24 protein-coding genes are annotated in these 23,686 nt (G+C 45.6%); 21 read left to right on the forward strand and 3 right to left on the reverse strand.

The annotated features are described in order from the left end of the window. The first annotated feature begins 235 nt into the window (after positions 1-235). The 18 genes from EZV61_RS10405 (at position 236) to EZV61_RS19705 (ending at position 16,088) form a co-directional block, all read left to right on the forward strand. Positions 236-967 carry a beta-ketoacyl synthase chain length factor gene (locus tag EZV61_RS10405; RefSeq protein ID WP_131415485.1) on the forward strand — a complete coding sequence of 244 codons (732 nt, stop codon included), beginning with the start codon at positions 236-238 and terminating at the stop codon, positions 965-967. Beyond that, positions 964-1,731, forward strand: coding sequence for a lysophospholipid acyltransferase family protein (locus EZV61_RS10410; protein WP_131415487.1), 768 nt, complete (start codon positions 964-966; stop codon positions 1,729-1,731). The genes EZV61_RS10405 and EZV61_RS10410 overlap by 4 nt, the downstream gene beginning before the upstream one ends. Before the next feature lies 1 nt (position 1,732). Next, positions 1,733-1,990 (forward strand): phosphopantetheine-binding protein, encoded by a 258-nt coding sequence (locus EZV61_RS10415; protein ID WP_114336689.1) that lies wholly within the window; start codon positions 1,733-1,735, stop codon positions 1,988-1,990. Positions 1,991-2,000: 10 nt separating this feature from the next. After that, positions 2,001-2,246, forward strand: coding sequence for an acyl carrier protein (locus EZV61_RS10420; protein ID WP_114336690.1), 246 nt, complete (start codon positions 2,001-2,003; stop codon positions 2,244-2,246). Positions 2,247-2,257: 11 nt separating this feature from the next. Then, entirely contained in the window at positions 2,258-2,815 is a 558-nt protein-coding gene (locus EZV61_RS10425; RefSeq protein ID WP_131415489.1) for a COG4648 family protein, read from the forward strand. 3 nt (positions 2,816-2,818) lie between these two features. Beyond that, the gene (locus EZV61_RS10430) at positions 2,819-4,198 is read left to right on the forward strand and encodes an AMP-binding protein (RefSeq protein WP_131415491.1); all 1,380 of its coding nucleotides are present in this window, start codon (positions 2,819-2,821) and stop codon (positions 4,196-4,198) included. Then, on the forward strand, positions 4,199-4,540 hold the full coding sequence (locus tag EZV61_RS10435; RefSeq protein ID WP_114336693.1) for an ApeI family dehydratase: 342 nt from the start codon (positions 4,199-4,201) through the stop codon (positions 4,538-4,540). Continuing rightward, positions 4,537-6,216: a glycosyltransferase family 2 protein gene (locus EZV61_RS10440; protein WP_205695368.1), complete on the forward strand. Its 1,680-nt coding sequence runs from the start codon at positions 4,537-4,539 to the stop codon at positions 6,214-6,216. The genes EZV61_RS10435 and EZV61_RS10440 overlap by 4 nt, the downstream gene beginning before the upstream one ends. 1 nt (position 6,217) lies before the next feature. Next, complete coding sequence (locus EZV61_RS10445; RefSeq protein ID WP_131415495.1) at positions 6,218-7,765, forward strand: HAL/PAL/TAL family ammonia-lyase; 1,548 nt, start codon at positions 6,218-6,220, stop codon at positions 7,763-7,765. After that, a complete protein-coding gene (locus EZV61_RS10450) occupies positions 7,758-8,180 on the forward strand; it encodes an acyl-CoA thioesterase (protein ID WP_131415497.1) in 423 nt (140 codons plus the stop codon). The genes EZV61_RS10445 and EZV61_RS10450 overlap by 8 nt, the downstream gene beginning before the upstream one ends. After that, positions 8,177-8,812 (forward strand): outer membrane lipoprotein carrier protein LolA, encoded by a 636-nt coding sequence (locus EZV61_RS10455; protein ID WP_131415499.1) that lies wholly within the window; start codon positions 8,177-8,179, stop codon positions 8,810-8,812. Before EZV61_RS10450 ends, EZV61_RS10455 begins: the two co-directional genes overlap by 4 nt. Further along, positions 8,812-11,121, forward strand: coding sequence for an MMPL family transporter (locus EZV61_RS10460; RefSeq protein ID WP_131415501.1), 2,310 nt, complete (start codon positions 8,812-8,814; stop codon positions 11,119-11,121). Before EZV61_RS10455 ends, EZV61_RS10460 begins: the two co-directional genes overlap by 1 nt. A gap of 67 nt (positions 11,122-11,188) precedes the next feature. Next, positions 11,189-11,788 carry a DUF3261 domain-containing protein gene (locus EZV61_RS10465; RefSeq protein WP_165569579.1) on the forward strand — a complete coding sequence of 200 codons (600 nt, stop codon included), beginning with the start codon at positions 11,189-11,191 and terminating at the stop codon, positions 11,786-11,788. Next, positions 11,778-12,965, forward strand: coding sequence for a beta-ketoacyl-[acyl-carrier-protein] synthase family protein (locus EZV61_RS10470; protein WP_131415505.1), 1,188 nt, complete (start codon positions 11,778-11,780; stop codon positions 12,963-12,965). Before EZV61_RS10465 ends, EZV61_RS10470 begins: the two co-directional genes overlap by 11 nt. A gap of 1 nt (position 12,966) precedes the next feature. Next, positions 12,967-13,431 carry a hotdog family protein gene (locus tag EZV61_RS10475; protein WP_131415507.1) on the forward strand — a complete coding sequence of 155 codons (465 nt, stop codon included), beginning with the start codon at positions 12,967-12,969 and terminating at the stop codon, positions 13,429-13,431. Continuing rightward, positions 13,424-14,149: a 3-oxoacyl-ACP reductase FabG gene (gene fabG / locus EZV61_RS10480; RefSeq protein ID WP_114336702.1), complete on the forward strand. Its 726-nt coding sequence runs from the start codon at positions 13,424-13,426 to the stop codon at positions 14,147-14,149. The genes EZV61_RS10475 and fabG overlap by 8 nt, the downstream gene beginning before the upstream one ends. Next, entirely contained in the window at positions 14,149-15,387 is a 1,239-nt protein-coding gene (locus EZV61_RS10485; protein WP_131415509.1) for a beta-ketoacyl-ACP synthase, read from the forward strand. Before fabG ends, EZV61_RS10485 begins: the two co-directional genes overlap by 1 nt. A 116-nt stretch (positions 15,388-15,503) precedes the next feature. Further along, entirely contained in the window at positions 15,504-16,088 is a 585-nt protein-coding gene (locus EZV61_RS19705; RefSeq protein ID WP_205695369.1) for a 4'-phosphopantetheinyl transferase family protein, read from the forward strand. Here EZV61_RS19705 and EZV61_RS10495 read toward each other — a convergent pair. Continuing rightward, positions 16,057-16,599: an acyloxyacyl hydrolase gene (locus EZV61_RS10495; RefSeq protein ID WP_131415513.1), complete on the reverse strand. Its 543-nt coding sequence runs from the start codon at positions 16,597-16,599 to the stop codon at positions 16,057-16,059. The genes EZV61_RS19705 and EZV61_RS10495 overlap by 32 nt on opposite strands. A gap of 194 nt (positions 16,600-16,793) precedes the next feature. On the opposite strand from EZV61_RS10495, the gene EZV61_RS10500 reads away from it, so the two are divergent. Further along, positions 16,794-17,705, forward strand: coding sequence for an alpha/beta hydrolase (locus EZV61_RS10500; RefSeq protein WP_131415515.1), 912 nt, complete (start codon positions 16,794-16,796; stop codon positions 17,703-17,705). A 15-nt stretch (positions 17,706-17,720) separates the two neighbouring features. Here EZV61_RS10500 and EZV61_RS10505 read toward each other — a convergent pair whose 3' ends face one another. Then, a complete protein-coding gene (locus tag EZV61_RS10505) occupies positions 17,721-19,247 on the reverse strand; it encodes an alpha/beta fold hydrolase (protein WP_165569580.1) in 1,527 nt (508 codons plus the stop codon). A 71-nt stretch (positions 19,248-19,318) separates the two neighbouring features. Further along, a complete protein-coding gene (hinT, locus tag EZV61_RS10510; RefSeq protein WP_114336708.1) occupies positions 19,319-19,669 on the reverse strand; it encodes a purine nucleoside phosphoramidase in 351 nt (116 codons plus the stop codon). Positions 19,670-19,796: 127 nt separating this feature from the next. On the opposite strand from hinT, the gene EZV61_RS10515 reads away from it, so the two are divergent. Both EZV61_RS10515 and EZV61_RS10520 read left to right on the forward strand, forming a co-directional pair. Then, positions 19,797-21,602 (forward strand): M61 family metallopeptidase, encoded by a 1,806-nt coding sequence (locus EZV61_RS10515; protein ID WP_205695370.1) that lies wholly within the window; start codon positions 19,797-19,799, stop codon positions 21,600-21,602. A 28-nt stretch (positions 21,603-21,630) separates the two neighbouring features. After that, positions 21,631-23,667: a HAMP domain-containing methyl-accepting chemotaxis protein gene (locus EZV61_RS10520; RefSeq protein WP_165419222.1), complete on the forward strand. Its 2,037-nt coding sequence runs from the start codon at positions 21,631-21,633 to the stop codon at positions 23,665-23,667. Positions 23,668-23,686: the final 19 nt, after the last annotated feature.

Genomic DNA, 23,686 nt, shown 5'->3' on the forward strand with positions numbered 1-23,686 from the left:
TAATTGACTACCGCTAGCCAGCGTTCACCAGAAGTTGGCGCGACCTTAACATATAATGCTAAATCTCCTCGACTGGTTTTAGCTAATCGTCACAAATTTGTTGCTGCGGCTCAAACTATCCAACCTTTAAGTTAGAATTTTAAGATATACATTTGCATACGAGGATGCAGAATCGGTAAAATCGCGCCCCTTTGTTAAACTAGTCACCAACAACGTCGGAATCGGTAAGTAAGCAGTGGAAGAATTCCCTCTACAACTCGTCAATTGGTCAGCATGGGCACCCACGCTTGAAACCAAAGTAGCCTGGGAAAACTGGGCTGGTGTACCGCCGACAATGGAAGAGCCAAAAGTACCTCAGGCAAAATGCATTCCGCCAATGCAAAGACGTCGATGCAGTCGACTAACCAAAATGGCGTTACAAGTCGCTAACGAGGCTTGTGAAGAGTTGTCCGTAGACTTCAGCCTATTTTGCAGCCGACATGGAGAACTCCACAGAACCGTTAAATTGCTGGAAGATGTTGTAACGCAAAATGAGCTATCGCCAATGGCTTTTGCGCAGTCGGTTCATAACACCGCATCAGGCCTGCATGGGATCATCAATCAAACCTATATCCCCTCAACTTCGATTGCCGCGACAAGGGATATGGTTGAACAAGCATGGATTGAAGCCTACGCGTTTCTGAGACTAAACCGTGACAAAAAGGTACTGATGATCGTGTTTGACGAAACAGTGCCATCACAATACCGCCCATATGTATCACATCAAGAGGATATAGCATTTGCTCTGGTGTTAGAGTCAAACCCCTTGTCCATAACCAGCCAAACTATTTCACTAATAAAGAATTCGGCCAGCCAAGTTCAACCTACAAAAAATAATAGTTTATCAAGTCCCTGGCAATTCATGCAGTCAATGCTAATTGGAAACGCCGAAGAAATTGACAAGCGGTGGATTTGGCAATTTCAATGATAAATACAATTTCTAAGACATGGCGAGTCATAGCTACAGGGTTTTGCTTCTTAAGCTTTGGGCTGGGTGGTTTCTTGTTGACAATTTTTGTTTTTCCCGCGATTTATCTTATCGCTCCTAAACCTGCACGCCGTCGAAACCTGACACAATCAACGATTAGCAAGGCATTTCTATTTTTTACAAGGGTGATGCAACAACTGGGCGTTATGGAATTATCCACGCAAGGTATTGAAGCTCTCAAGCTCCAACGCGGCGCGATTATTGTAGCAAACCACCCTAGCCTTATTGATATCGTGCTGCTGGGGGCGATGATGGAAAGGTTTGACTGCATCGTAAAACAAAAATTGTGGCAACATCCTTTACTTGGCGGTGTCATGCGCGCAGCTGGCTTCATACCCAACAACGCTGGCGAGTCAGTGATCCAAACCTGCCAATCGCATTTGCAAGAAGGTCGAAATATTGTCATTTTTCCTGAAGGAACTCGGACCGTGCCTGCCCAACCTCTTAAGTTACAGCGAGGTGCAGCACAAATTGCGTTACGCACGGGTGCCCCTATTAGGCTTATTCACATAACTTGCGTTCCAACAACACTTGCGAAAAACGAACCTTGGTATAATGTGCCGACGATCAAACCCCACTTTTCGCTAAAAGTAGGCAAACTGATCCAATCAAATGAGTTTCTCGGCGACGGCAAAGAGTATTCAGTCGCAGCCCGACAACTAACAAGATATTTAGCTCAGTGTTTAGAAGAAGAGAGAAAGTAAAGTGACAGAATTAAAAGTCGAGATTAAACAGTTGATAATAGATGCGTTGAATCTTGAAGATATTTCGATACAAGATATCGAAGACGAGGCTCCGCTGTTCGTCGACGGGTTAGGCTTGGACTCTATTGATGCACTAGAACTCGGCGTCGCGATAAAGAAGCGTTACAATGTAATGCTGGAAACTGATTCCAAGGAAACGCGCAAGCATTTCTATTCAGTACAAACTTTAGCTGAATTCGTCAGTAGTAAAACCGAGTAAGGGCGACGTGATGTACACAAAAGAGCAAATACTTGATGAGGTTAGAAGCGCTATGGTTGATCTATTTGAGCTCAACCCAGCCGAAATCACGGTAGAAGCCAATTTGTATAAAGATCTTGATTTAGACTCAATTGATGCTGTCGACCTTGTTGTGAGAATGCAAAATTTTACAGGTGAGAAACTGGCTCCGAACCAGTTTAAGAGCGTCCGAACAGTTGGTGATGTCGTCGAAGCAATAGCTGGCCTTGTGCGCTAGACCTATTTTGTATGTTAAAGGCTCTTGTCACCATCACACTATTGGTACTAGTCATAAGCTACCCCGTTTTGGTGTATTTGGGTCTCAAACATCTAAAAGTAAGTGAGCTTGGGGTTATCCTGATTGGGTTATTTATTGCCCGGCTTTGCTTCACAGCGAAATCAACCAGCAAGAAATTGGTTTTGCCGCTCTCTATCATCGGCTGTGCGCTAGCGCTGATCGCTATCGCTTCAGATTCAACACTATCGCTGACCTTTTATCCTGTTGTAGTAAACACAACCATGTTTATCTTGTTTGGTCAAAGCTTGCTCTACGGACAAACAATTATTGAACAACTAGCGAGACTGAAGCATCCAGAGTTACCCGAAGAGGGCATCATTTATACTCGGAAAGTGACTTGGATATGGACGGTGTTCTTTGTGGTTAACGGAAGTATTGCACTTTATACTGCCCTCTATTGCTCATTGGAGGAGTGGACATTTTATAATGGCTTCATCGCATACATTATGATGGGAATACTGCTTCTTGGAGAATTAATTTTTCGACGTTTTGTATTGAAAGTCGGCTAAATTATGACGCAAGAAAATCACATCAAAATCATGGAGAAGTTAACCCAAGAAGATGAGGTGCTGGTCGCATTTTCGCTTGACGGAACGCTCATAAGACGAGGTGAATTTCGTCGCGCGATCGGGGCACTGCAGTTACGTTTACGACAAACGCTCGGCGATAAACAAAAGCACTTAGCGTTATGTTGCGACAATGCCTACTCTTTCGCTGTCGCACTCTATGCAAGTATCGGTCTTGACCAACATATTGTCATGTTACCAAATTCGCTGAGTGAAACCTTAGAAGCCCATTCGAACGTATTCGATGCAGTCATCTCAGATCAGCCTCTAACGTTTCGCAAGCACCCTGTAATAGCAACCAACTCGACTTCACTTACCGAGCAAGAACACAACGTGGAGCTAGATTTATCACTCAGTAAAAGTCAGATACACATGTTTACTTCTGGCTCTACCAGTGAGCCTAAAAAAATCACTAAAAGTTTCCATCAACTGCTAGATGAAGTCTTAACGCTAAGAACCTTGTTTAAAGATCAGCTCGAAGGCTGCCATTTTATCGCAACGGTATCCCACCAACACATTTATGGCACCCTGTTCCAGGTACTTCTGCCAATACAAAGCCTGCAGCCGTTTTGCTGCGATCAGATAGAATTTCAGGAGCAACTTTCAGCTTTACCTGAAGAACGCTATGCCCTAATTTCAAGTCCCGCTTTTCTGAAGTGCCTGCAGCATAATGATGGCACCACCTCACGGTTATCATGTACATTTTCCTCAGGTGGGCCACTCTTACTTGGGGACAGTCAACGTGCGTCAGCCATACTTGGAAGTGCCATTTATGAGATTTTAGGAAGTACAGAAACGGGTGGTATAGCATGGCGCCAACAACTCGCTGATGACTCGGCCTGGCGACCACTGCCTCAAGTTAAGATTGATATGTCAGAAGACAGTACGTTAGTCGTTAGCTCACCGTACGCGGGGGGAACTCAACATATTCAAGATCAAATTGAAATTCTGGACGACGGAAGTTTCCTCCATAAAGGTCGCGCAGACCGCGTTGTTAAAATTGGTGAAAAGCGTTTAAATCTCCTGGAATTAGAAGCTCACGCCCAATCATCACCATTAGTTGCAGAGGCCGCTGCACTCACTGTCATTAAGAGGGGAAGAGAGCGCGTTGCCCTTGTGGTTGCCTTAACCCAAAACGGCAATAACTTACTAGCGGAGAATGGAAAACATCACTGTAACGAAGCCATAAGGCTATATCTGCAACAGCGTTTCGATCGTGTATTATTGCCAAGGTACTTTCGCTATTGCACGCATCTACCAATAAACAAACAGGGAAAACGTGTTGAGCGGCAGCTACAAGCGCTATTCATCGAGGAGAATACATAGATGGAACTACCTACAGTGAGTGACGTAATAACTAGTGAAGCGTCTGTCACACTTCAAATGACGATAGACGATGCTCTCCCCTATTTTAAAGGACACTTCCCGAATGCCCCTATCCTGCCCGGCGTTGCACTACTCAATTGGGCTGAGCACTTCGCCAAACAATATTTCATACTGAACGCTGTCTTCAAAGGGGTAGACAACCTAAAGTTTCAGCAAGTTGTAAAACCCTGTTCATTACTTAATTTGTCGCTAAGCTATAACCAAGAGAAGCAGTCCGTTCAATTTGAATATACGTCGCCTGAGCATAAGCATGCCTCCGGCAGGATTTTGTTCACATCGTGAATTACTCACCTTGCATAATAATCCCAATCTACAACCACGGTAGCACTATTGGTGCGACGGTTTCTTCCCTGCTTACCTACAACCTGCCAATACTCATAGTCGATGATGGTAGTGATGCATCAACGCATGAAATTTTGGATACGTTGGCGACTCAAAATACGCTAGTTAGTGTTGACCATTTGCCAAGTAACCTAGGGAAAGGCGGCGCAGTAATGGCTGGCATCAGGAAAGCCGCTAAATTAGGGTATAGCCATGCCATACAGGTTGACGCAGATGGACAACATGATCTTAATGATCTGACCAAGTTAGTGAAACTCGCCCACGAAAACCCTAACGCACTCGTTAGTGGACAGCCTGAATATGATGAATCGGTACCGACACACCGCTACATCGCACGCTATATAACACACGTTTGGGTATGGATAGAGACGCTATCTTTTAGTATCAAAGACTCTATGTGTGGTTTTAGAGCTTACCCTATAAAACCATGTGTAGAGGTACTAGATTCTGCCAACCTAGGGCAGCGCATGGACTTTGATCCTGAGATCATGGTTCGCCTTTATTGGCATGGTGTTCAAATAATCACTATGCCAACAAAAGTCATTTATCCCAAAGATGGGGTGTCGCACTTTCGCGGGCTAGAAGATAACCTCCGTATATCTTGGATGCACACACGCTTATTCTTTGGCATGTTGAAAAGGCTGCCCTTTCTAGTATTCCGAAAACGTAAAGCACACTGGTCAGACACTCCTGAGCGTGGTGGTGTCAGGCTCATGCTCGCGCTATACCACAGCTATCGTTTACTTGGCAGGCCAGTATTCTCCCTACTCCTTAAATTCGTCATGCTGTATTACGTGGCAACGAGCAGCGAAGTAAGATTTGTATGCAAAAAGTACTGGTCGCACGTTCTTAGGTTTAGCAGAACAGGCACATCCAGTAAGCCTGGTTGGCGGCAAACCTATAAACACTTACTAAGCTTTGGCGAAGCGATGCTCGATAAGCTAGCCGTTTGGGCTGGTGATATCACCATCGATGATTTAGACATTACTGGTGAAAACGCGCTAAGGAACGCTTTAAAGCATGGTAAAGGCGCGATACTGTTTGTCAGCCATTTTGGTAATATTGAGGTTTGCCGAGCGCTCGGGAGAAAGGTTCCGGAAATCACAAAAATTAATGCTCTGGTGTTCAATACCCATGCGCAAAAATTTAATAAAGTATTGAAGCACATTAACGCTGAAGCTGACTTCAATTTGATCCACCTAGATGAAATAGGTATTGATACATCAATCCAGCTGAAAGATATGGTCGACAACGGCGAGATTATCGTTATTGCAGCAGATCGAACCCCCGTAGGAGCGCGAAATCGTATCACTCAAGCTGAATTTCTTGGTCAAAAAGCCTCTTTTTCACAAGGACCGTTTATTTTAGCCAGTATATTGCAATGCCCTACATTCACCATGTTTTGTGCGCGTAATGGTAAGCGCTTTGAGGTTGGATTTAAGCCGTTTTCAGATCAAATAGTGCTACCAAGGAAAACGCGCGATGAGGCACTGGGTCGATATGTCACACAATATAGTGAAGCCCTTGAAAGCTGGGTAGTACGATACCCTGAGCAATGGTTTAATTTTTTTGATTTCTGGCAAGCACCAGAAACTTCTGAGAAGAGAAGCAAATAGAGTGAACGCAGTAAAAAATACAGTCTGTTTTGGCGCAGAATCAGTATCCATTGAGGATGTTGTCGCCATTAGTTGCCAACGGCGCAAAGTATCTTTCACTGATGCCCCCTCCTTCTGGAGACGCGTGGACGCCGGAGTTGAGTTTCTTGAGCGTCTATTAACGGAAGATGGAGCAATCTATGGTGTAACAACGGGCTATGGCGATTCATGTACGGTCGCAGTACCGCCTCACTTAGTCCCTGAGTTACCGCTGCATTTAACACGCTTCCATGGTTGCGGCTTAGGTGACCATTTCTCGAAACAAGAGACCAGAGCTATTTTGGCCAGCAGGCTAGCATCTCTTGCTCAAGGCTACTCAGGCGTTAGTCGTGACCTTCTGGAATTGTTACGCGAGTTCATAAATCGGGATTTATTGCCCTTGATACCACAAGAGGGATCCGTCGGTGCCAGTGGTGATTTAACACCGTTATCTTATGTAGCTGCAGCACTCATTGGTGAAAGAGATGCATACTTTGGAGACGATGTATTGCCAGTTAAAGACGTGATGGCAAGACTAAACCTCGTCCCTATTAAATTGCGTCCCAAAGAGGGACTTGCCGTAATGAATGGCACAGCTGTCATGACAGGTATTGCATGTATTGCCCACTACCGAGCAACATATTTGGCAAAGTTATGTACCAGGATCACATCTATGGCCGTGGTCGGCCTCCAAGGCAATGAGTTTCATTTTGATGAAGTTCTGTTTTCGGTCAAACCACACCCAGGTCAACAACAGATCGCATCTTGGCTGCGCTCAGACCTCACCCATGAAGAGATGCCTCGCAATTCTTCTCGACTGCAGGATCGATACTCTCTACGCTGTGCACCTCACGTTATAGGCGTGCTGCAGGACGCCCTGCCCTTTACGCGCCAACTCATAGAAAATGAGTTAAACAGCGCAAACGATAACCCCATCATTGATGGAGAAGGGGAGCATGTCATGCATGGGGGACACTTCTATGGAGGCCATATCGCATTCGCCATGGATTCAATGAAAAATGCAGTAGCGAATTTGGCTGATCTGATGGACCGTCAAATGGCCTTGATGATGGACACACGGTTTAATCATGGCTTACCCGCAAACTTATCTGGTGCCACCAGCGAAAGAAGCATGATCAACCATGGTTTCAAAGCTGTCCAAATTGGAACATCCGCGTGGACAGCAGAAGCACTAAAACTCACTATGCCAGCGAGTGTTTTTAGTCGGTCAACTGAGTGCCATAATCAAGACAAAGTCAGTATGGGCACGATCGCTGCTCGAGATTGTCTACGGGTATTGCAACTCACCGAACAAGTCGCCGCGGCGGTTCTTCTTGCAGCGAAGCAATCACTAGAGCTTCGAATTCGAAATGGCGAATTGGGCAGCCAGCAACTAACACCTAACGTTCGAGCAATGAAAGAAGATTTGGATCGCTTATGCCCTGTGATCGATGAAGATCGGCCTCTCGAAGAAACGCTTCGAACTACTGTAGCCCTGATCCAAGAACAGAAGTGGCCACTCTATGGCTAAATCAAAATCACTTTTAACGTCACATACTATCGAAGTGGAAGTGCCCTTTTTTGACACTGATCCAATGGGGATCACATGGCATGGAAACTACGTAAAATACTTTGAACTTGTTCGTTGTGCGTTATTGGAAAAAATTGGCTACGGCTATCGAGATATGGCCAAGTCAGGCTTTTCATGGCCTATCGTCGACATGCGAGTAAAGTACGTTAAGAGCTCGACTTTTTTTCAAAAGATTAACGTGCAAGCAACTATAGTCGAGTATGAAAACAGATTAAAAATTGAGTATCGCATCACAGATAAAGAGACGGCTGTTACGATTACCAAGGGCTTTACAATACAGGTAGCCGTCGATATCGAGTCGGGAGAAATGTGTTTCTGTTCACCCTCAATACTTATTGAGAAGTTGCAACCATGATAAAAGTCCTCTTTTTAATCAGTTTAGTGTATTTGAGTCTCTCAGTTACTCATGCCAATGAACTATTCTCTCCAGAGAATGCTGTTGAAGACACATCAACGCTGCCAAATTTCGGCAATGCAGACCTTGTCATCAGTGCTGAATATACTCAAGTTAGACATATTGCTAGCATGGATGCAGCTATTCGTAGTCATGGGGACTTCATCCTTGCACCAGAACTAGGCCTGCTTTGGGCCCAAAAAAAGCCTTTCATTTCTCGTTTGTGGATGGACCAAGAGAAAATGGTTCAACAAATTGCAGATGCATCACCGATCGAGATAAATGCCACTCAAAACCCTCTGCCATTTTCGATTGGCCGTATATTTTTTGCCATTTTCCGCGGCGATCACAGTGGGCTTAATGACAGCTTTTCCGCCTACTTGATGCATTCAGATAAAGACTGGCAACTTGGCTTAATACCCCGCGATCCACTTATATCGAAGGCATTAAAGCAGATAATAGTCACAGGCAACAAAAAGATCCGAAGCATTGATATCACGGATATAAAAGGCAATCGGCAAGAACTAATATTTGACAACCTTAACTCATCATTACAATTAACCCCTCAACAGAAACAAAGATTGATTCATTAATGAAGGCAAAAAGACTCTTTTTTTCTATTTGGCTAACGAAAATTTTTACACTGGCCGTCCTATCGTTTGTCATTTTTAAGCAAGGTTTTCAAGTTAATACAAACCTAATGGCGCTGTTTCCTGAAGCGGAACAATCCCCGATAGAAAGCCACGCATCAAAGCGATTAGCCTTAACCCAGGGTCGACGAATTGCTTTACTTATTTCGCACGCAGCCCCTGAAAAACTGAAAATACTGGCCCCACTCATTGAGTCAGAGCTACTGGAATCTCAGCTATTTGATATCAAAGAACAACTCAGTGAACAATCACAACTGGCCGACCTCTATCGGAACTACCATCATCAGCTGTTTTCTGACACGACAAGAAGACAATTAGAAGTAGATGCCGACACGCTGCTCACATCTGGTTTGGTGGCTTTCTATAATCCTTTTGTCGGCATATCTCCCCAAGAATACTTGAATGATCCAGCATTAACGCTCCGGAATTTCATGATGTCACGCGCCCAAAGTGACAAACTCATTCTCGAGAATGGACGCTTATGGCATAAAAGCGACGATGCCAACTGGTTGTTTCTTCCACTAATGCTCAAAGCGGATCCATATAATTTTCGTGTACAAGAAAAACTGCTAACTACAATTAACGACGTAAAGCTGCGACACCCAGAGCTCACTATCAATTATACTGGCACAGCCTTTTATGCCGCGTACGGTGCTGACTCCGCCCGCAGTGAAATAAGCACAATCGGCGTCGGTTCTATTCTTGGTATATTACTATTAATGGTATGGGTGTTTAGATCATTAACACCACTAATCCTAGCAGGAGTGGCTATTAGTGTAGGTATCGTTGCGGCTGCACTTTTAACACATATCGTTTTTGGCTCTATACATATTTTCACTTTGGTATTTGGTGCCTGCCTTATTGGAGTATCAATTGATTATGCCTTCCATTATTTCTCACACCAAAGCCAAGCCAACAAAGACAACCCTGGTCTAGATACTGTAAGCAAGATTTTCCCAGGTATCAGCCTCGGGTTATTTTCTAGCGCAACGGCCTATGCAGCTTTATCGCTTGCGCCATTCCCAGGTCTTCGCCAAGTCGCGCTTTTTTCTGCTACCGGTCTTTGCTCGGCTTACCTCACGGTCATTTTGGCGTTTCCAACGTTCATGTCTTCAAGACGTAAGCCTGCCAATAAAGTGCCTTGGGCTAACAAAGCCCTCATCGAGTTTTGGCAGCAGTTAAACATGTCCAAGCGGGGTATCATCGCGGCAGTTGTCATGCTTACTTGCATTCCAGCACTTATTTTGCAAAAAAATGATGACAATATTCGTAATTTACAAAGCTTAGATCCCACCCTGCAATCCATGGAACAGCAATTCAAGCAGCTGTTAGGGGGGGCAAACTCGCCACGTTTTCTATTATCAACAAGTGATGATGCGGAATCGCTTTTGCAGATGGATGAAGAGGTCGTCGAACTTATTCAACAATCTTCAAATGACAGCAAGGTTATTGGGCTGTCTCGATTTGTTCCGAGTGCTCGACAGCAGGAATTAGATTACAACCTGTATCTAAGGCAAGTCGTACCAAAAACCTACACGGCATTGGTCACTGCCGGCTTTCCAGAAGAGACTGCGCACAAGCAAGTCAATCGGCTAAAGGGCGCCTCGTTTAACGCGTTAACATTAACGGAATGGTTAGATAGCCCGGCATCTGCGCCGTGGCGCTTTTTATGGATTGATGATGCCGCAAATAAGAAAAACGCTGCGATCACCTTAATGCAAAGCACACTATCCACTCACGAGCTTAAACAAATCTTACCTCACGACGTTCGCGTGATTGACCCAGCTGAACAGTACTCCGAGCTATTCGGACGCTACAGACAACAGATCAGTTGGCTACTCCTACTAGCATACGTAGTCATTTTTGCTCTGCTAAATTTCCGTTATTCATGGCGTCGTGCTGTTGCTGTTATTTCAGTACCAGCCGGAGGGTGTTTACTAACACTTGGAGCACTGTCCTTGGCTAGCGTCCCACTAAACTTATTTCATGCACTAGCGCTTATCCTCGTCACCGGAATAAGCATCGATTATTCAATCTTCTTCGCCGAAACCCAGAAAAATCCAGAAACCACACTTCTCTCAATTGCGCTGGCATCAACTACAACAATGCTTAGCTTCGGGCTGCTAGGGCTGAGTGCTACGCCAGCGGTCAGCGCGGTTGGGATAACCGTTAGTCTAGGAATTATATTTGCCTACCTTTTGAGTCCCCTTGCCTTCCAGCACGATACGGATCAAAAAGGGGGATATTCTTGATAGTCCTGAGCAGTTGAAACCCGTAAAATTCGCGTTTGTCGAACGGAATAGTCAGCCCGGAGTCCACTTGCGTTTTGTTTTTTGCACTATCGTCAGCCTCACTATCTTCATATTAGCTAGCTGTGCTCACCCACAAAAAGGCGAATCACTTCCTAAGCCCATATCCAACGCACTTTATGATGTTAGACCGGCATTACTCGGCGACACCGAACCTTATCCTGACAGCCTTTCTCAACTCGTTACGTTTCATTATGATACGAGGACAGAAGCGCTACCCTTTGTGATTAGCTTATCATCGGACGAGATATTAATGAGTGCCATCGCTAGTTGGGGCTCACCTTTGTTCGTTTTACGATATGACGGGCACGATATTACGTTTTTGCAAGCTCCGATTGTTGATATTGCACTAAAACCTGAATATATACTTGGTGATTTCTTTTTAACCTACTGGCCAACCAACTCGTTGGCCAACGCCTTAAAACCATTAGGGTTTACGATTGCAGATGACGGTTTAACTCGCCAAGTATGGCAGGATGGATTGTTAGTTATGACGATTCAGTACCAGCACAATAGCCGCTGGCGATCTGCCGTTGAACTAGTGCATCATCAACTAAACTATCAGCTTAATATTCAACCGCTATCTGAGAGTGACGAACATGGGCAGTAAATTGTATATCAATGGATTTGGTATCTCTTGTCCCTTAGGTGACCATAGATTCGGTGTCACGCAAAAATTAATTTCAGGCGACACGAATGCACTACAACCATCTGGAGCGCTCAACAGTGGTCGCAGTACCTACATTGCCAGAGTGCAGTATCCTCTTCCAAAATTGCCACTATCGTTAACTGATTACAATTGTCGTAACACCCAATTGTTGATGCACAGCTATCTTCAAGTTCAAGAAACGATAGACGAAATGAAGAGCCTCTTTGGTAAAGCGCGTATAGGGGTAGTTTTAGGCTCAAGTACAGCAGGTATCGCCGAAGGTGAACGCCTAATCGATAGTCTTTCGAATGATCATCCTTTTCCAAAAGAGTATCGCTACCTACAGCAAGAGTTAGGCAGCGTCTCTGATTTTCTATCTAAATTGGCTGATGTTGATGGGCCTGTATATACGGTTTCTACCGCTTGCTCTTCATCGGGTAAAGTATTTGCTTCAGCCTCCCGGCTAATCAGCTCCGGTGTATGTGATGCGGTAATTGTCGGCGGAGCAGATAGCTTGTGCGGATTGACTCTAAACGGATTCGATGCTTTGGAGTCTTTGTCGCCTGACAGATGCCAGCCATTTAGTCTGAACAGACAGGGAATCAACATCGGAGAAGGCTCTGCATTATTCGTTGTCTCAAGTGAGCCAGCTGACATAGCGATTTTAGGCGTCGGAGAATCATCTGATGGCTACCATATTTCAGCACCGGAGCCCTCAGGGAAAGGCGCAGAGCGCGCAATTAGAGCAGCGCTTAATGACGCAGAGTTATCCCCAAATGATATCGGCTATTTGAACCTCCATGGTACGGCAACGCCGAAAAACGACGAAATGGAAAGCGAAGTTGTTCACCGCATATTTGGCAACAAGATCCCCTGTAGCTCAACCAAAGCGATGATTGGTCATACGCTAGGGGCTGCAGGTGCTATCGAACTCGCCTTTTGCTGCCTGCTTCTTAAACTTACCGGTAAACAGGCTGGCTTGCTTCCACCACACATTTGGGATGGCATAAAGGATCCCGATTTAAAAGGTATTCACTTAGCGACACCTGAGGACAGCTTGAGAGCCCCTATTTGTATGAGTAATAATTTTGCTTTTGGCGGAAGTAACGTCAGTATTATTGTCGGAAAGGTAAAGTAATATGGACGTAAAAAAATACCCTATTGAAGAGATTGTTCCCCATTCATACCCAATGATTTTAATCGACGAACTCCTCTCTATTACCCAAAAATCAGCTATCGCCAGGGTGGATATTAAACCTGACTGCATTCTCCTGGATCCCAATGGTGAATGCTCTGCTGCGACGGGAATTGAGTGGATGGCACAAACAATTGCCGCGCATGCAGGATATTTTGCACGCCAGCAACAAAAAACGGTTGAAATAGGGTTTTTATTAGGTACTCGTCGTTATCGCAGCACGAGAAGCACTTTTTTTTCTGGTGACCAGTACATAGTGAAAGTAGAGCAACTCTACTTAGAAGATGGCATGGCTTCATTCGCATGTGAAATCATCGACAATGAGGATGTTATCGTCACCGCCACAATTAACACCTACCAGCCCGACCATAGCAAGATAGCAGACGTAATTGGAGAACCAAGTGAGTAGAAGAGTTCTAGTAACAGGTGCCAGTAAAGGTATCGGGCAAGCCATTGCGAAGAAACTAGCCAACGATGGCTTCCATATTGTTGTTCATTATGGCAGTGACCGTAATGGTGCGCAGCTGACTCTGGATGATATCCATCAAGCTGGTGGTAGCGGCGAGCTTATTCAGTTCATGCTTACCGATAGAGAGAATATCTCCGACAAACTCGAACAGCAAATCAATGATTACGGCGCATATTATGGCGTCGTATGTAATGCAGGTGTGCTAGACGATGCTGCATTTCCAGCGATGGATGGCGAGATGTGGGACCGTGTTATTCACACCAATTTAGATGGATTTTATAATGTCTTACACCCATGCATAATGCCTATGGTGCGCGCAAAAAGTGGCGGCCGCATTATCACATTATCATCAGTGTCCGGCGTTGTGGGTAATCGTGGGCAGGTTAATTACAGCGCATCGAAAGCCGGAATAATAGGGGCAACAAAATCACTTGCCTTAGAATTAGCTAGCAGGAAGATAACCGTGAACTGTGTCGCTCCGGGGCTTATTGAGACGGGCATGGTTGACGAAGAGGTTGTAGAGCAAGCGATGGCAATGATACCAGCAAAACGTATGGGGCAACCTGACGAAGTAGCAGCGACTGTCGCCTTTTTAATGTCTGATAGCGCGGCCTATATCACCAGACAAGTAATTTCCGTGAATGGGGGGTTGGCTTAATGAGCCAATTAAAACGCGTGGTTGTCACCGGCATGGCTGGCATCTCGCCAATGGGTACCGACTGGGTTTCCACCTTAGCGAGCCTCAAAGAAAAACAAAACTTTGTCGAATATATTCGCGAATGGGATAAATTTTCCGGTCTCAACACCCGCTTAGGAGCGCCGGTTAAAGGCTTTCAAGTTCCGACTTCTTTCCCTAGAAAAAAAGTGCGAAGCATGGGGCGAGTTTCTAGGTTAGCAACCGTTGCAACGCAAGCTGCACTAGCAGATGCAGATCTAATTGATCACCCGGTTTTAACGAATGGCGCCACTGGAATATCTTATGGCTCGTCGGTGGGAAGTACCGAGCCATTTGCTGCGTTTGGCAAAATGCTTAACGATGGGGATTGCTCCGGTATTAACGCAACGTCCTATATCAAAATGATGGCGCACACCACGGCTGTCAACCTGAGCCTCTTTTTTGAATTAAAAGGAAGAGTTCATACAACGAGCAGTGCCTGCACATCAGGTAGCCAAGGCATAGGGTACGCTTATGAAGCAATTAAGCACGGCTACCAAACCGTTATGGTTGCAGGTGGTGCAGAAGAGTTATGTCCTACTGAGGCGGTAGTATTCGACACTCTTTACGCAACCAGTCTACTGAACGACACACCAACCCGTAGCCCTCGCCCTTTTGACCAAGAAAGAGACGGCTTAGTCATTGGTGAAGGCGCTGGAACCCTCATTTTGGAGGAGTTGGAGCATGCCCAGCAACGAGGCGCTACGATTTACGCTGAGCTGATTGGATTCGGTACTAACTGTGACGCGATGCATGTCACCCAGCCAACGGCCGAGACAATGCAAGTGGCAATGGAACTTGCACTTAGTGATGCCGGCGTTAGTCGAGACGACGTAGGTTATGTGTGTGCCCATGGCACTGCAACCGAACGAGGTGACATCGCAGAATCACAAGCTACCGCATCCACATTTGGGAGACCGATAGCGATAAGTTCGTTAAAGAGCTACATAGGTCATACGCTTGGCGCGTGCGGTGCACTGGAAGCATGGATGTCAATAGAGATGATGCGCACAGGCTGGTTCGCTCCCACCATTAACTTAGACAGAGTTGACGAACGTTGTGGTGAACTTGACTATGTGACAGGCAATGGAAGATGTATCGACACGGACCTAATCATGACGAATAATTTTGCTTTTGGCGGAATTAATACGTCTCTTATTTTTCAGCGCTGGCCAGAGTAGACACTAATAAAGTGGCTATCAAAGCCCCGCAGCCAGTTACGGTCAAATGTGCAATAAGCAGATTACTACCTGCCTCTGGCAATCACTACCAGCAATTGAGCTATGCAGAGCAAGCTATGTTAGCGTCTATTTCCAGTGAACTTAGGCGCCAACAATATGCTACAGGGCGACTGCTAGTAAAACACATTCTGTCGCAAGCTCTCAATTGCCAAACTGCTGACATTGATATTTGGGTCAATCACAACGGGAAGCCATACAGTTCTTGCCGCAACGCTCCTGAATTTAGCATTTCCCACACAAAAGACTACGTTGTTGTCGCTGAAGCCTCTGTGCCTGTTGGCGTAGATTATGAACACCGCAAGCATACACGGAACTTCTTAGGGATCTCTGAGCACTATTTTTCCGAAAACGAGTGCATATGGATTAGAAAGCCGTACTCAACCGCACAACAAGAGGAACGGTTTTATCATTTATGGGTGCTTAAGGAGGCACATGCGAAAGCCACAGGGCGCGGGTTAAGCGACTCTTTGGCATTAGACTACTTAGCTACAAAACCTGAAGGAAGCAAGCTGACGTTAGGGCCAAACATACAGCTCTACCATAGTAAACATGGTCGAGACTTTCACCTAGGGCTCGCAGCGATAACGCGAAGTCCTCTCCAGATAGAAATTACCAACGTCGCCCCAGAGACAATAAAATAGGCACGTCGAGCCCATCATTTGGACTAAATAAATTAGCGTTAGAGAAGTGTTTGTACGACACGCTTACTAGCCAAGATTCATTCGCACCAAAGTACACCCCCGCGCCTACCTGCGCTTGAAATGCAAAACGCTTCCCCTGCTCCCTCTCACCAAGCTTTCTGCTAGAGAGATAGGTCGGACCGAGCGCGCGAACAAAAAAGTATGGCTGATTTTCACCCCATTTATCAGTGTATAAATTTAACTGCGGGAAAACAGAGATGGCATATATCTCTTCATTAACATCCTCATCCGTACCCAAATAAGTGATGCCCGTACCTAAGAATAAAGTCTGACGGCTGCTACGTTCATATTGCCAAAAGATCAAGTCTGCACCGGCCGTATAATTTGTTTGACTCCCACCGGGCTGCGGCCCACCACCGGCATTCAATAGAAGCTGCGTTTTTGCTTTGCAAAAGCTGACTGAGAATAAAAACATCGAGATTAAGAGAAGTGGGTAAATAGCGATCTTCACAACTTAAAACACCTTTATAAACAACACGTAGTAATACTTTTTTTGACAGATCTGCTTAGCCCAACCCATGTCGGCTGATGACTTAGAGTGGTTACAGCGATACCAACTACTATACTTGGATTAAATTAAGTAGTTGATCTATTTCCATACAGCCCGCGTAAGAAGCGTCATGAAGCTAAAGGTTGGAAAAAAAGATGATCAGCAAATTACTAGTTATGTTCTCAGTATGCTTCTTAACGGCATGCAGTAGCAACTGGGCTTTTTACGCCCCAAAAGCTGAGTCAACGAGAGCTGAGTCACAATACCATTTTCCTTATCAAAATATTCAAGTCACTAGTCAGTCAGGCAACAAGCTTGACGCACAACTTCACAAAACATCAGTAAGATCCCCTCTCGGCTTAGTCATGCACTTTCATGGCAACCGAGGCAACATATCAGAGACTTTCGACAAGGTTGAATGGCTACTAGACGAAGGATATGACGTTTTGGTTTTCGATTACTCCGGCTATGGGCGTAGTGAGGGAGCAGCTGATCCCAAAGTAACTTATTTGGATGCCAGATCGATGCTAAAGATCTTTAGTGAACTGTCTCGGCCCCATGATGACTACAAGAAGATCGTTTGGGGGACGTCCCTAGGAGGTGTAATACTGATCAGCGGTCTATCTGAGCCTGGCTCACGTTTGGATATTGACCTGATGATCGTCGATTCAAGTTTCTATCGCTATTCAGACACAGCGAGCCACATTGCCAGTCGCTACCCGTTAGGTGAACTCGTATCTTGGATCCCTGCCTTAATTTTTGATGATCATTATGCGCCCGAAGGGCGTCTATCTCAGCTGCCCAATGTGCCGCTTCTCTTTACTCATTGTGAAACCGACACTCTCATACCCATAGAGTTCACTGAACAGCTTTATGAAGAAGCCGTTGGAGCTAAAGGATTATGGAGGTTACCAAACTGCAAGCACGCACGCAGCTTTGCAAACGAGAACAGGCAAAATCAAAAGATATTGCTTCAAGTGCTAGAGCAACCCGGCTTAGTAGCACCAGAATTCACATACTATGCAGCGCGAACTGCACTTTACAATTCGGTTTTAGCCGGACGCTAACAACTGTGAAGAAACTTATTTCTGGATAAGCAGCAACTCACTAATCGTTTTCTTTTCCATCGAAAAGTGACCGTGTGCGTTACCTTTGTATGTCGGCGAAGTTACTCGACTTAAAGACATAATCAACAAAGAGGGTTCTTCAACTGAAATGGCGTTGCTGGTGCCAACCACAGAGACACCCGCCACATCTACCCGGCTATCGCTAACTTGAAACCCAATGGGGGCGGTAATTTGGCCATTCGTTATTTCAAGAACTGACTGAGTAATCGTAACCCCGGTTCCATTTGACATAATGATCAAATTTTTTGCTTTAACTTTAGACTGCTTCAAAGTTAACGATTGCGCCTTAATGCTCTCTAAACGGATATTGGAACAATTATCAAAAGTAATATGTCGATAGACACCACGATAACTAACACCCGACTTACCCTTGCACAATAAGTCAACATCACTGTTGGCTAAATCGACTGGCTCAGCGCTTAGTTCAGTTTCAGGTGGATAGGACAGCTCTTTGAGAATCAGTTCATTTATTACTTGAGCATGAGATTTCATCGGTACATGCTGAGCGTCATTCAACACGTATAGTCGGCTGGCAGGTATTAAGTACTCTAGCACTTCCCCCGTTCGCAATGGAGCCACACCATCCTGACGCCCCCATATTATGGTTGTCGGTACGGCTATTTTCCGAACCACGTCACTAAAATCATCGTTCACTAATGCCAACGCAGCATTAATATTTGGCGTATCCGACAACAGCAAAGACCAAGCGGTATCTGATGCATTAAGAGGGGCTGTTGGATCTGGCCCTCCGGCAATAGACTCTAGCCAGGCGTCACTCACATTCTGGACATCACCGATCACCCTTCGCAACTCATCAGATAATAAGGTGTTGTCGAGAGGTAATGTGGCCAAACTCTTGATAAAGGCCGTACGCTCAAGGATTCCTGCCGCATTAATAATCACGAGTTGTTTTACATCAACAGGAAAGTCAGAGGCATAGCGCAACGCAATAGCTCCTCCCATCGAATGACCAATGACGACGCTCGCGCCATGAGCATAAGTCTCGTTCACCCAATGCAGAGTCTTCGCATAGAGGCTGGGTGACATTTTTCCTTTTTGTATTCGAGAGAATCCAAAGCCCGGCAGGTCAATCGCAATAACGTGATAGTGTTTAGCTAACGCAGGTATCTGAGCTAACCAGTCCTGACTGGCCAATGAACCTAAGCCATGCACTAGAATGATAGTTTGGTCATTAGCCTGACCCGCTTCAATTTTTAGAATATGGCTATTAAAAGCGGGCTCCAACACATATTCTGCATGCCAAGCGGACGCAAAGTCTGGTAGCGAGCTTGGCGCAGGTAAAGGCTCATCTAACGCGAGGTACTCATCAACCTTGCCTTTAACGTCTTCCAAAGCTGCTTTCAATTTGTCGTTGAAACCACCCGCGATGGCAACATTGATGCTAAAAAGGATCACCAATGCTACCCATGATACCTTCTTGCATACGCCGATATAACTTTGTTCCAATTTACTTAAATTCACTTTAATCCTAACAGCGCTAGCATCACGACTATAAAGAAAATAGGTCTATATTCCGAAAGGTATAGAGACGATTAGCTTGGTAGCATTGCCCCCAATGATTTGCCACCTAGCAGGTGCATATGAATGTGATAAACCTCCTGACCACCATGGTGATTGCAGTTGACTATTAATCGATAGCCATCATCGGCGATCCCCTGCGCTTTCGCTAATTTTGCAGCCACAGTGAATAAGCGTCCCAAAGCGAGTTCATCTTGTTCTGTGACATCGTTGATTGTCGGGATAAGTTTATTTGGGATAATCAGAATATGTTGAGGCGCCTTAGGGGATATATCTCTAAAAGCTGTCACCAATTCATCTTGATAAAGCAACTCTGTAGGGATCTCTTGGCGTATTATTTTACTAAAGATAGTTTCTTCGGCCATGACTAACTTCCAATGTAGATAAGTAAGCTCTTTTTTTAGCGCATTCCTCACGGTTTATCGAGTACTAGCGTGCGACAATTTGCAGTGGCTTACTAACCTTAACTTTTCCGGTTCAATTTTCATACAAATGATCGAATACACGCTCTGCCCGTCCGATCCTCACGCCCACCTTTTTGATGTGGCCATAAAATTCACCCCTAACACTGGTGATCCTCATCGCCTTTGGCTGCCGAATTGGATCCCCGGCAGTTACATGATTAGGGATTTTGCCCGCCACGTTGTCGAAATTACGGCTGACCAAAAAGGGTGTGTTTTACCAATTAGCAAGCTCGACAAACATAGCTGGCAAGTTACACCTCTTAATGGTGAACCAATAGAGATCAGGTACCGAGTATTTGCGTTTGATAGCTCAGTGCGTGCCGCCTTCCTGGATCAATTACGTGGTTTTTTTAATGGCACGAGCGTATTTCTTGCCATCGAAGGACGGGAGGATGAGCCTGTTCAGCTAAACTTGGAGCCTCCCACGGATCCACAGTGGGCGCACTGGCGTGTAGCGACCTCTTTGCAGGAAGCTGGCGCAGAACGCTACGGTTTTGGCCTTTATAGCGCAGAAAATTATGACGAACTGATCGACCACCCTGTCGAGCTTGGCGACTTTTCACTTGCCACGTTCAGCGTGTTCGGCGTGCAACACGACATTGTTATAGCTGGTCAGCATAATGCTTGTTTAGAAAGGCTTTGCCGAGACCTAAGAGAGATATGTCACCACCATATAAATTTCTTTGGTAAGCCAGCACCAATGGAACGTTACCTGTTTTTGATCAATGCCGTCGGTAAAGGATATGGAGGCCTAGAGCATCGCAACTCAACAGCCCTGCTCTGTAGCCGCTATGACCTACCCGAAACAGGTAGCGACAAGAAAGATAAAGCTTATCGCACATTTTTGGCTCTTTGCAGCCATGAGTATTTTCACAGCTGGAATGTCAAAAGGATCAAGCCAGATACCTTTATGCCTTATCAGCTCACGCGAGAGACACATACAGAGCAACTTTGGCTGTATGAGGGGGTCACCTCCTACTACGACGAGCTAAGCCTGGTTAGGTGCGGATTAATCGGTCATGATGACTATTTGGAGATGCTTGCCGAAACAATCACCAGAGTACAACGAGGGTTAGGCAGAAAACGCCAAACCGTCGCAGAATCAAGCTTCGATGCTTGGACCCGTTTTTACCTGCAAGACGCTAACGCAGCCAATGCGATTGTCAGTTATTACACCAAAGGGAGCTTAATTGCCTTAGCATTAGATCTGTCATTAAGGCGAAATACGCAACACCAATGCTCCCTCGACCTCGTTATGCAGACCTTATGGCAAGAGTTTGGCCGGACAGGGCAACCAACACGTAACCATACCGTAATCGATATTATCGAGCGCCTTACCGGGCTGGACTACGAGCCGTTTTTCGATAAGTACCTATACAACACTGATGAGATCCCTCTCGAAGAATTGTTAACAGAAGTAGGCATAGGGCTCAAGCTAAGAGTAACTGCGTCGATACAAGATAAAGGAGGCAAGCAAACCACAGAGCACTCCCTCTTTTGGCAATTTGGCGCAACCATTAGTAGTGATATTGCAGGCGTAAAAATAGTTTCAGTCCATAATGGAAGTGCAGCAGAAGATGCTGGAATGTCTCCAGGCGACTTGCTAGTCGCTTTTGATGGCGTGCGCGTTAGTGCAGAAAATTTTAATGAGAGATTTCAGCGACACACGAAACAGTGTCAACGTGGTGACCAAATAACGATGCATGTATTTAGAGACGATAGGATGTTAGTGATGGCCCTCCCGCTCCGTGCGCCAATGCCGGATACCGCTGTGTTGAGCATCACAAATCATCAACGTGCAATTGACTGGCTAGACGGTTGCGCATTTAACTAATTGAGAGAATATGTTTAAGGCTGAATCAATGAGCAATAATAAACGTCCCAAAGGCAATCTTCTGGCCATGTTTCAAAACATCTCTGTCGTACTGAGGGTAAGCCTTGGCTTCGCCATTTTAGTAGTGCTGATGTTAATAATCAGTGGTGTATCGCTGTTAGGGATGACCGGGTTAAACTCGCAACTGCTCAAAGTGACCAATGAAGCAGTACCTCTGGTTGAAGAAGCAAATAAGGCGAGCATCGCACTGCTTACAGCTAATCGCCACTTTAAAGACTTTATCACTTCAAAAGATTCGGCGGCGATGGACGCTGCCGAACTCGCCTTTTCCACCAGCGAAACTCAGTTCAAAGAACAACTAGCCGGGTTAACCTCGTTAACTAAAAATCAAAACGACATTAATAACCTGCTAGAGCAACTTGGTAGTCTTGATGAGTCGTTCTTTGGCGAAGCAAAGGCGGCGATGGCAAGCTATCGTTCGATTCAGGCCAGTAAAAAAGATGTAAGCAGCCAAGTGGCTGATTTTTATATTATGTTGCCGCAGTTGAAGAAGTTTATCGCTGATAAAGTGCAAAAATTGCAAGATGACTATATTCGCAACTTAGCTGACGAATACTATGTCGCGTTAAATGGCCTAGAAGGCCCAACCGTAAAAGCGCTAAGTTCAGATCAACTGAGCGATATCGACAATACGATCTCCCAGAATGAAAAACGCCGGGGAAATTACGAGTCTAAATTAGTTGATCTTGAAGATGAGATTCCAGATCTACGAAACGATGTAGGTTTTATGCTTGACCGTCTTGATAAAGCACTGACTGCGCCAGATGGGGCCTTGGCTAATCATCGACAACTCATTTTCCTTACCGACGATGTATTTAACAAAGCCAGCGCAGCAGCACAATCGATTGCCGATGCGGTGTCGGTGTTCGATCAGGTAACCTCTGCTGCTACCACCTTTGTAAACACCGCTTCCGATGATGCCAGCTCTGCGCTAAATAAGGGACTAAGCCTTGTTGCCATCCTCGGTCTGTTATCTATCCTTATCGCCGCGGTAATTGGTTGGAGCACAGCAATTGGTATCCGCCGCCCGCTAAAGAATATCCTCGATGTACTGTCTGCCATTGTCGATGGCGACATGACCCACACTGTGACAGTGAAAGGCGAGAACGAATTTGGCCAATTAGGCAGTTGGGTGAACAAGCTCAATCAACAAATGCGCGATATTCTGGGCCAGCTAACCACCGCTTCCCATCACCTATCTCAGGTCGCAGTTTCAAATCAACAAACCAGCACGCATTCGCGGGATGAGCTGGACCGCCAGCGACATGAAACGGCGAGTGTGGCGACAGCGATGACAGAGATGTCCGCTTCGGTAAAAGAGGTCACCTACTCCGCTAATATTACGCTAGAAAAAGTCCTTGAAGTTGAGTCAGCTGCCAACACCGGACGCGAAGTGATGAGTCATAACATCACCACGACCCATCAACTCTCCGAAAAGCTTAAGCAGTCTAATGAAGTAATTGGCCAGGTTGACGGCTACAGCAATAATATCGGTGGGATCTTGGTGGTTATTCGAGGAATAGCGGACCAGACCAACTTACTCGCCTTGAATGCTGCTATCGAAGCGGCACGGGCTGGAGAGCAAGGCAGAGGCTTTGCGGTCGTCGCCGACGAAGTAAGAAACCTTGCACAAAAAACGGGGGAATCGATCACTGAGATTCAAAGTATGATTGAGAGCCTGCAGTCCAGTGCCAAACAAGCCGTTGAGGTTGTTTCTGAGTGCTTTAATGAGATGGAAGCCAGTGTCATGCAAGCCTCTGATGCCAATAGCTCAATGGAAGAGATACAAGGAATTATCGCGCAGATAAGCGATATGAGTAGTCAAATTGCTGCAGCAGCAGAGGAGCAGCAATGCACTGCCGACGAGATCACCCGCAACATAAATCATATCTCTGATATCTCTGATGAGAACTACGAAGGAATTGAAGCGATCGCCAAAGGTAGCGCTGAACTTGAACGCTTAGCAAAAGAGCAAGATCAACTGGTCGACCGATTCAAACTATGACGTAAAGCAAATCATGAGA

Origin of the sequence: Corallincola luteus (assembly GCF_004336975.1) — a bacterium.
Taxonomy (GTDB): Bacteria; Pseudomonadota; Gammaproteobacteria; order Enterobacterales; family Neiellaceae; genus Corallincola; species Corallincola holothuriorum.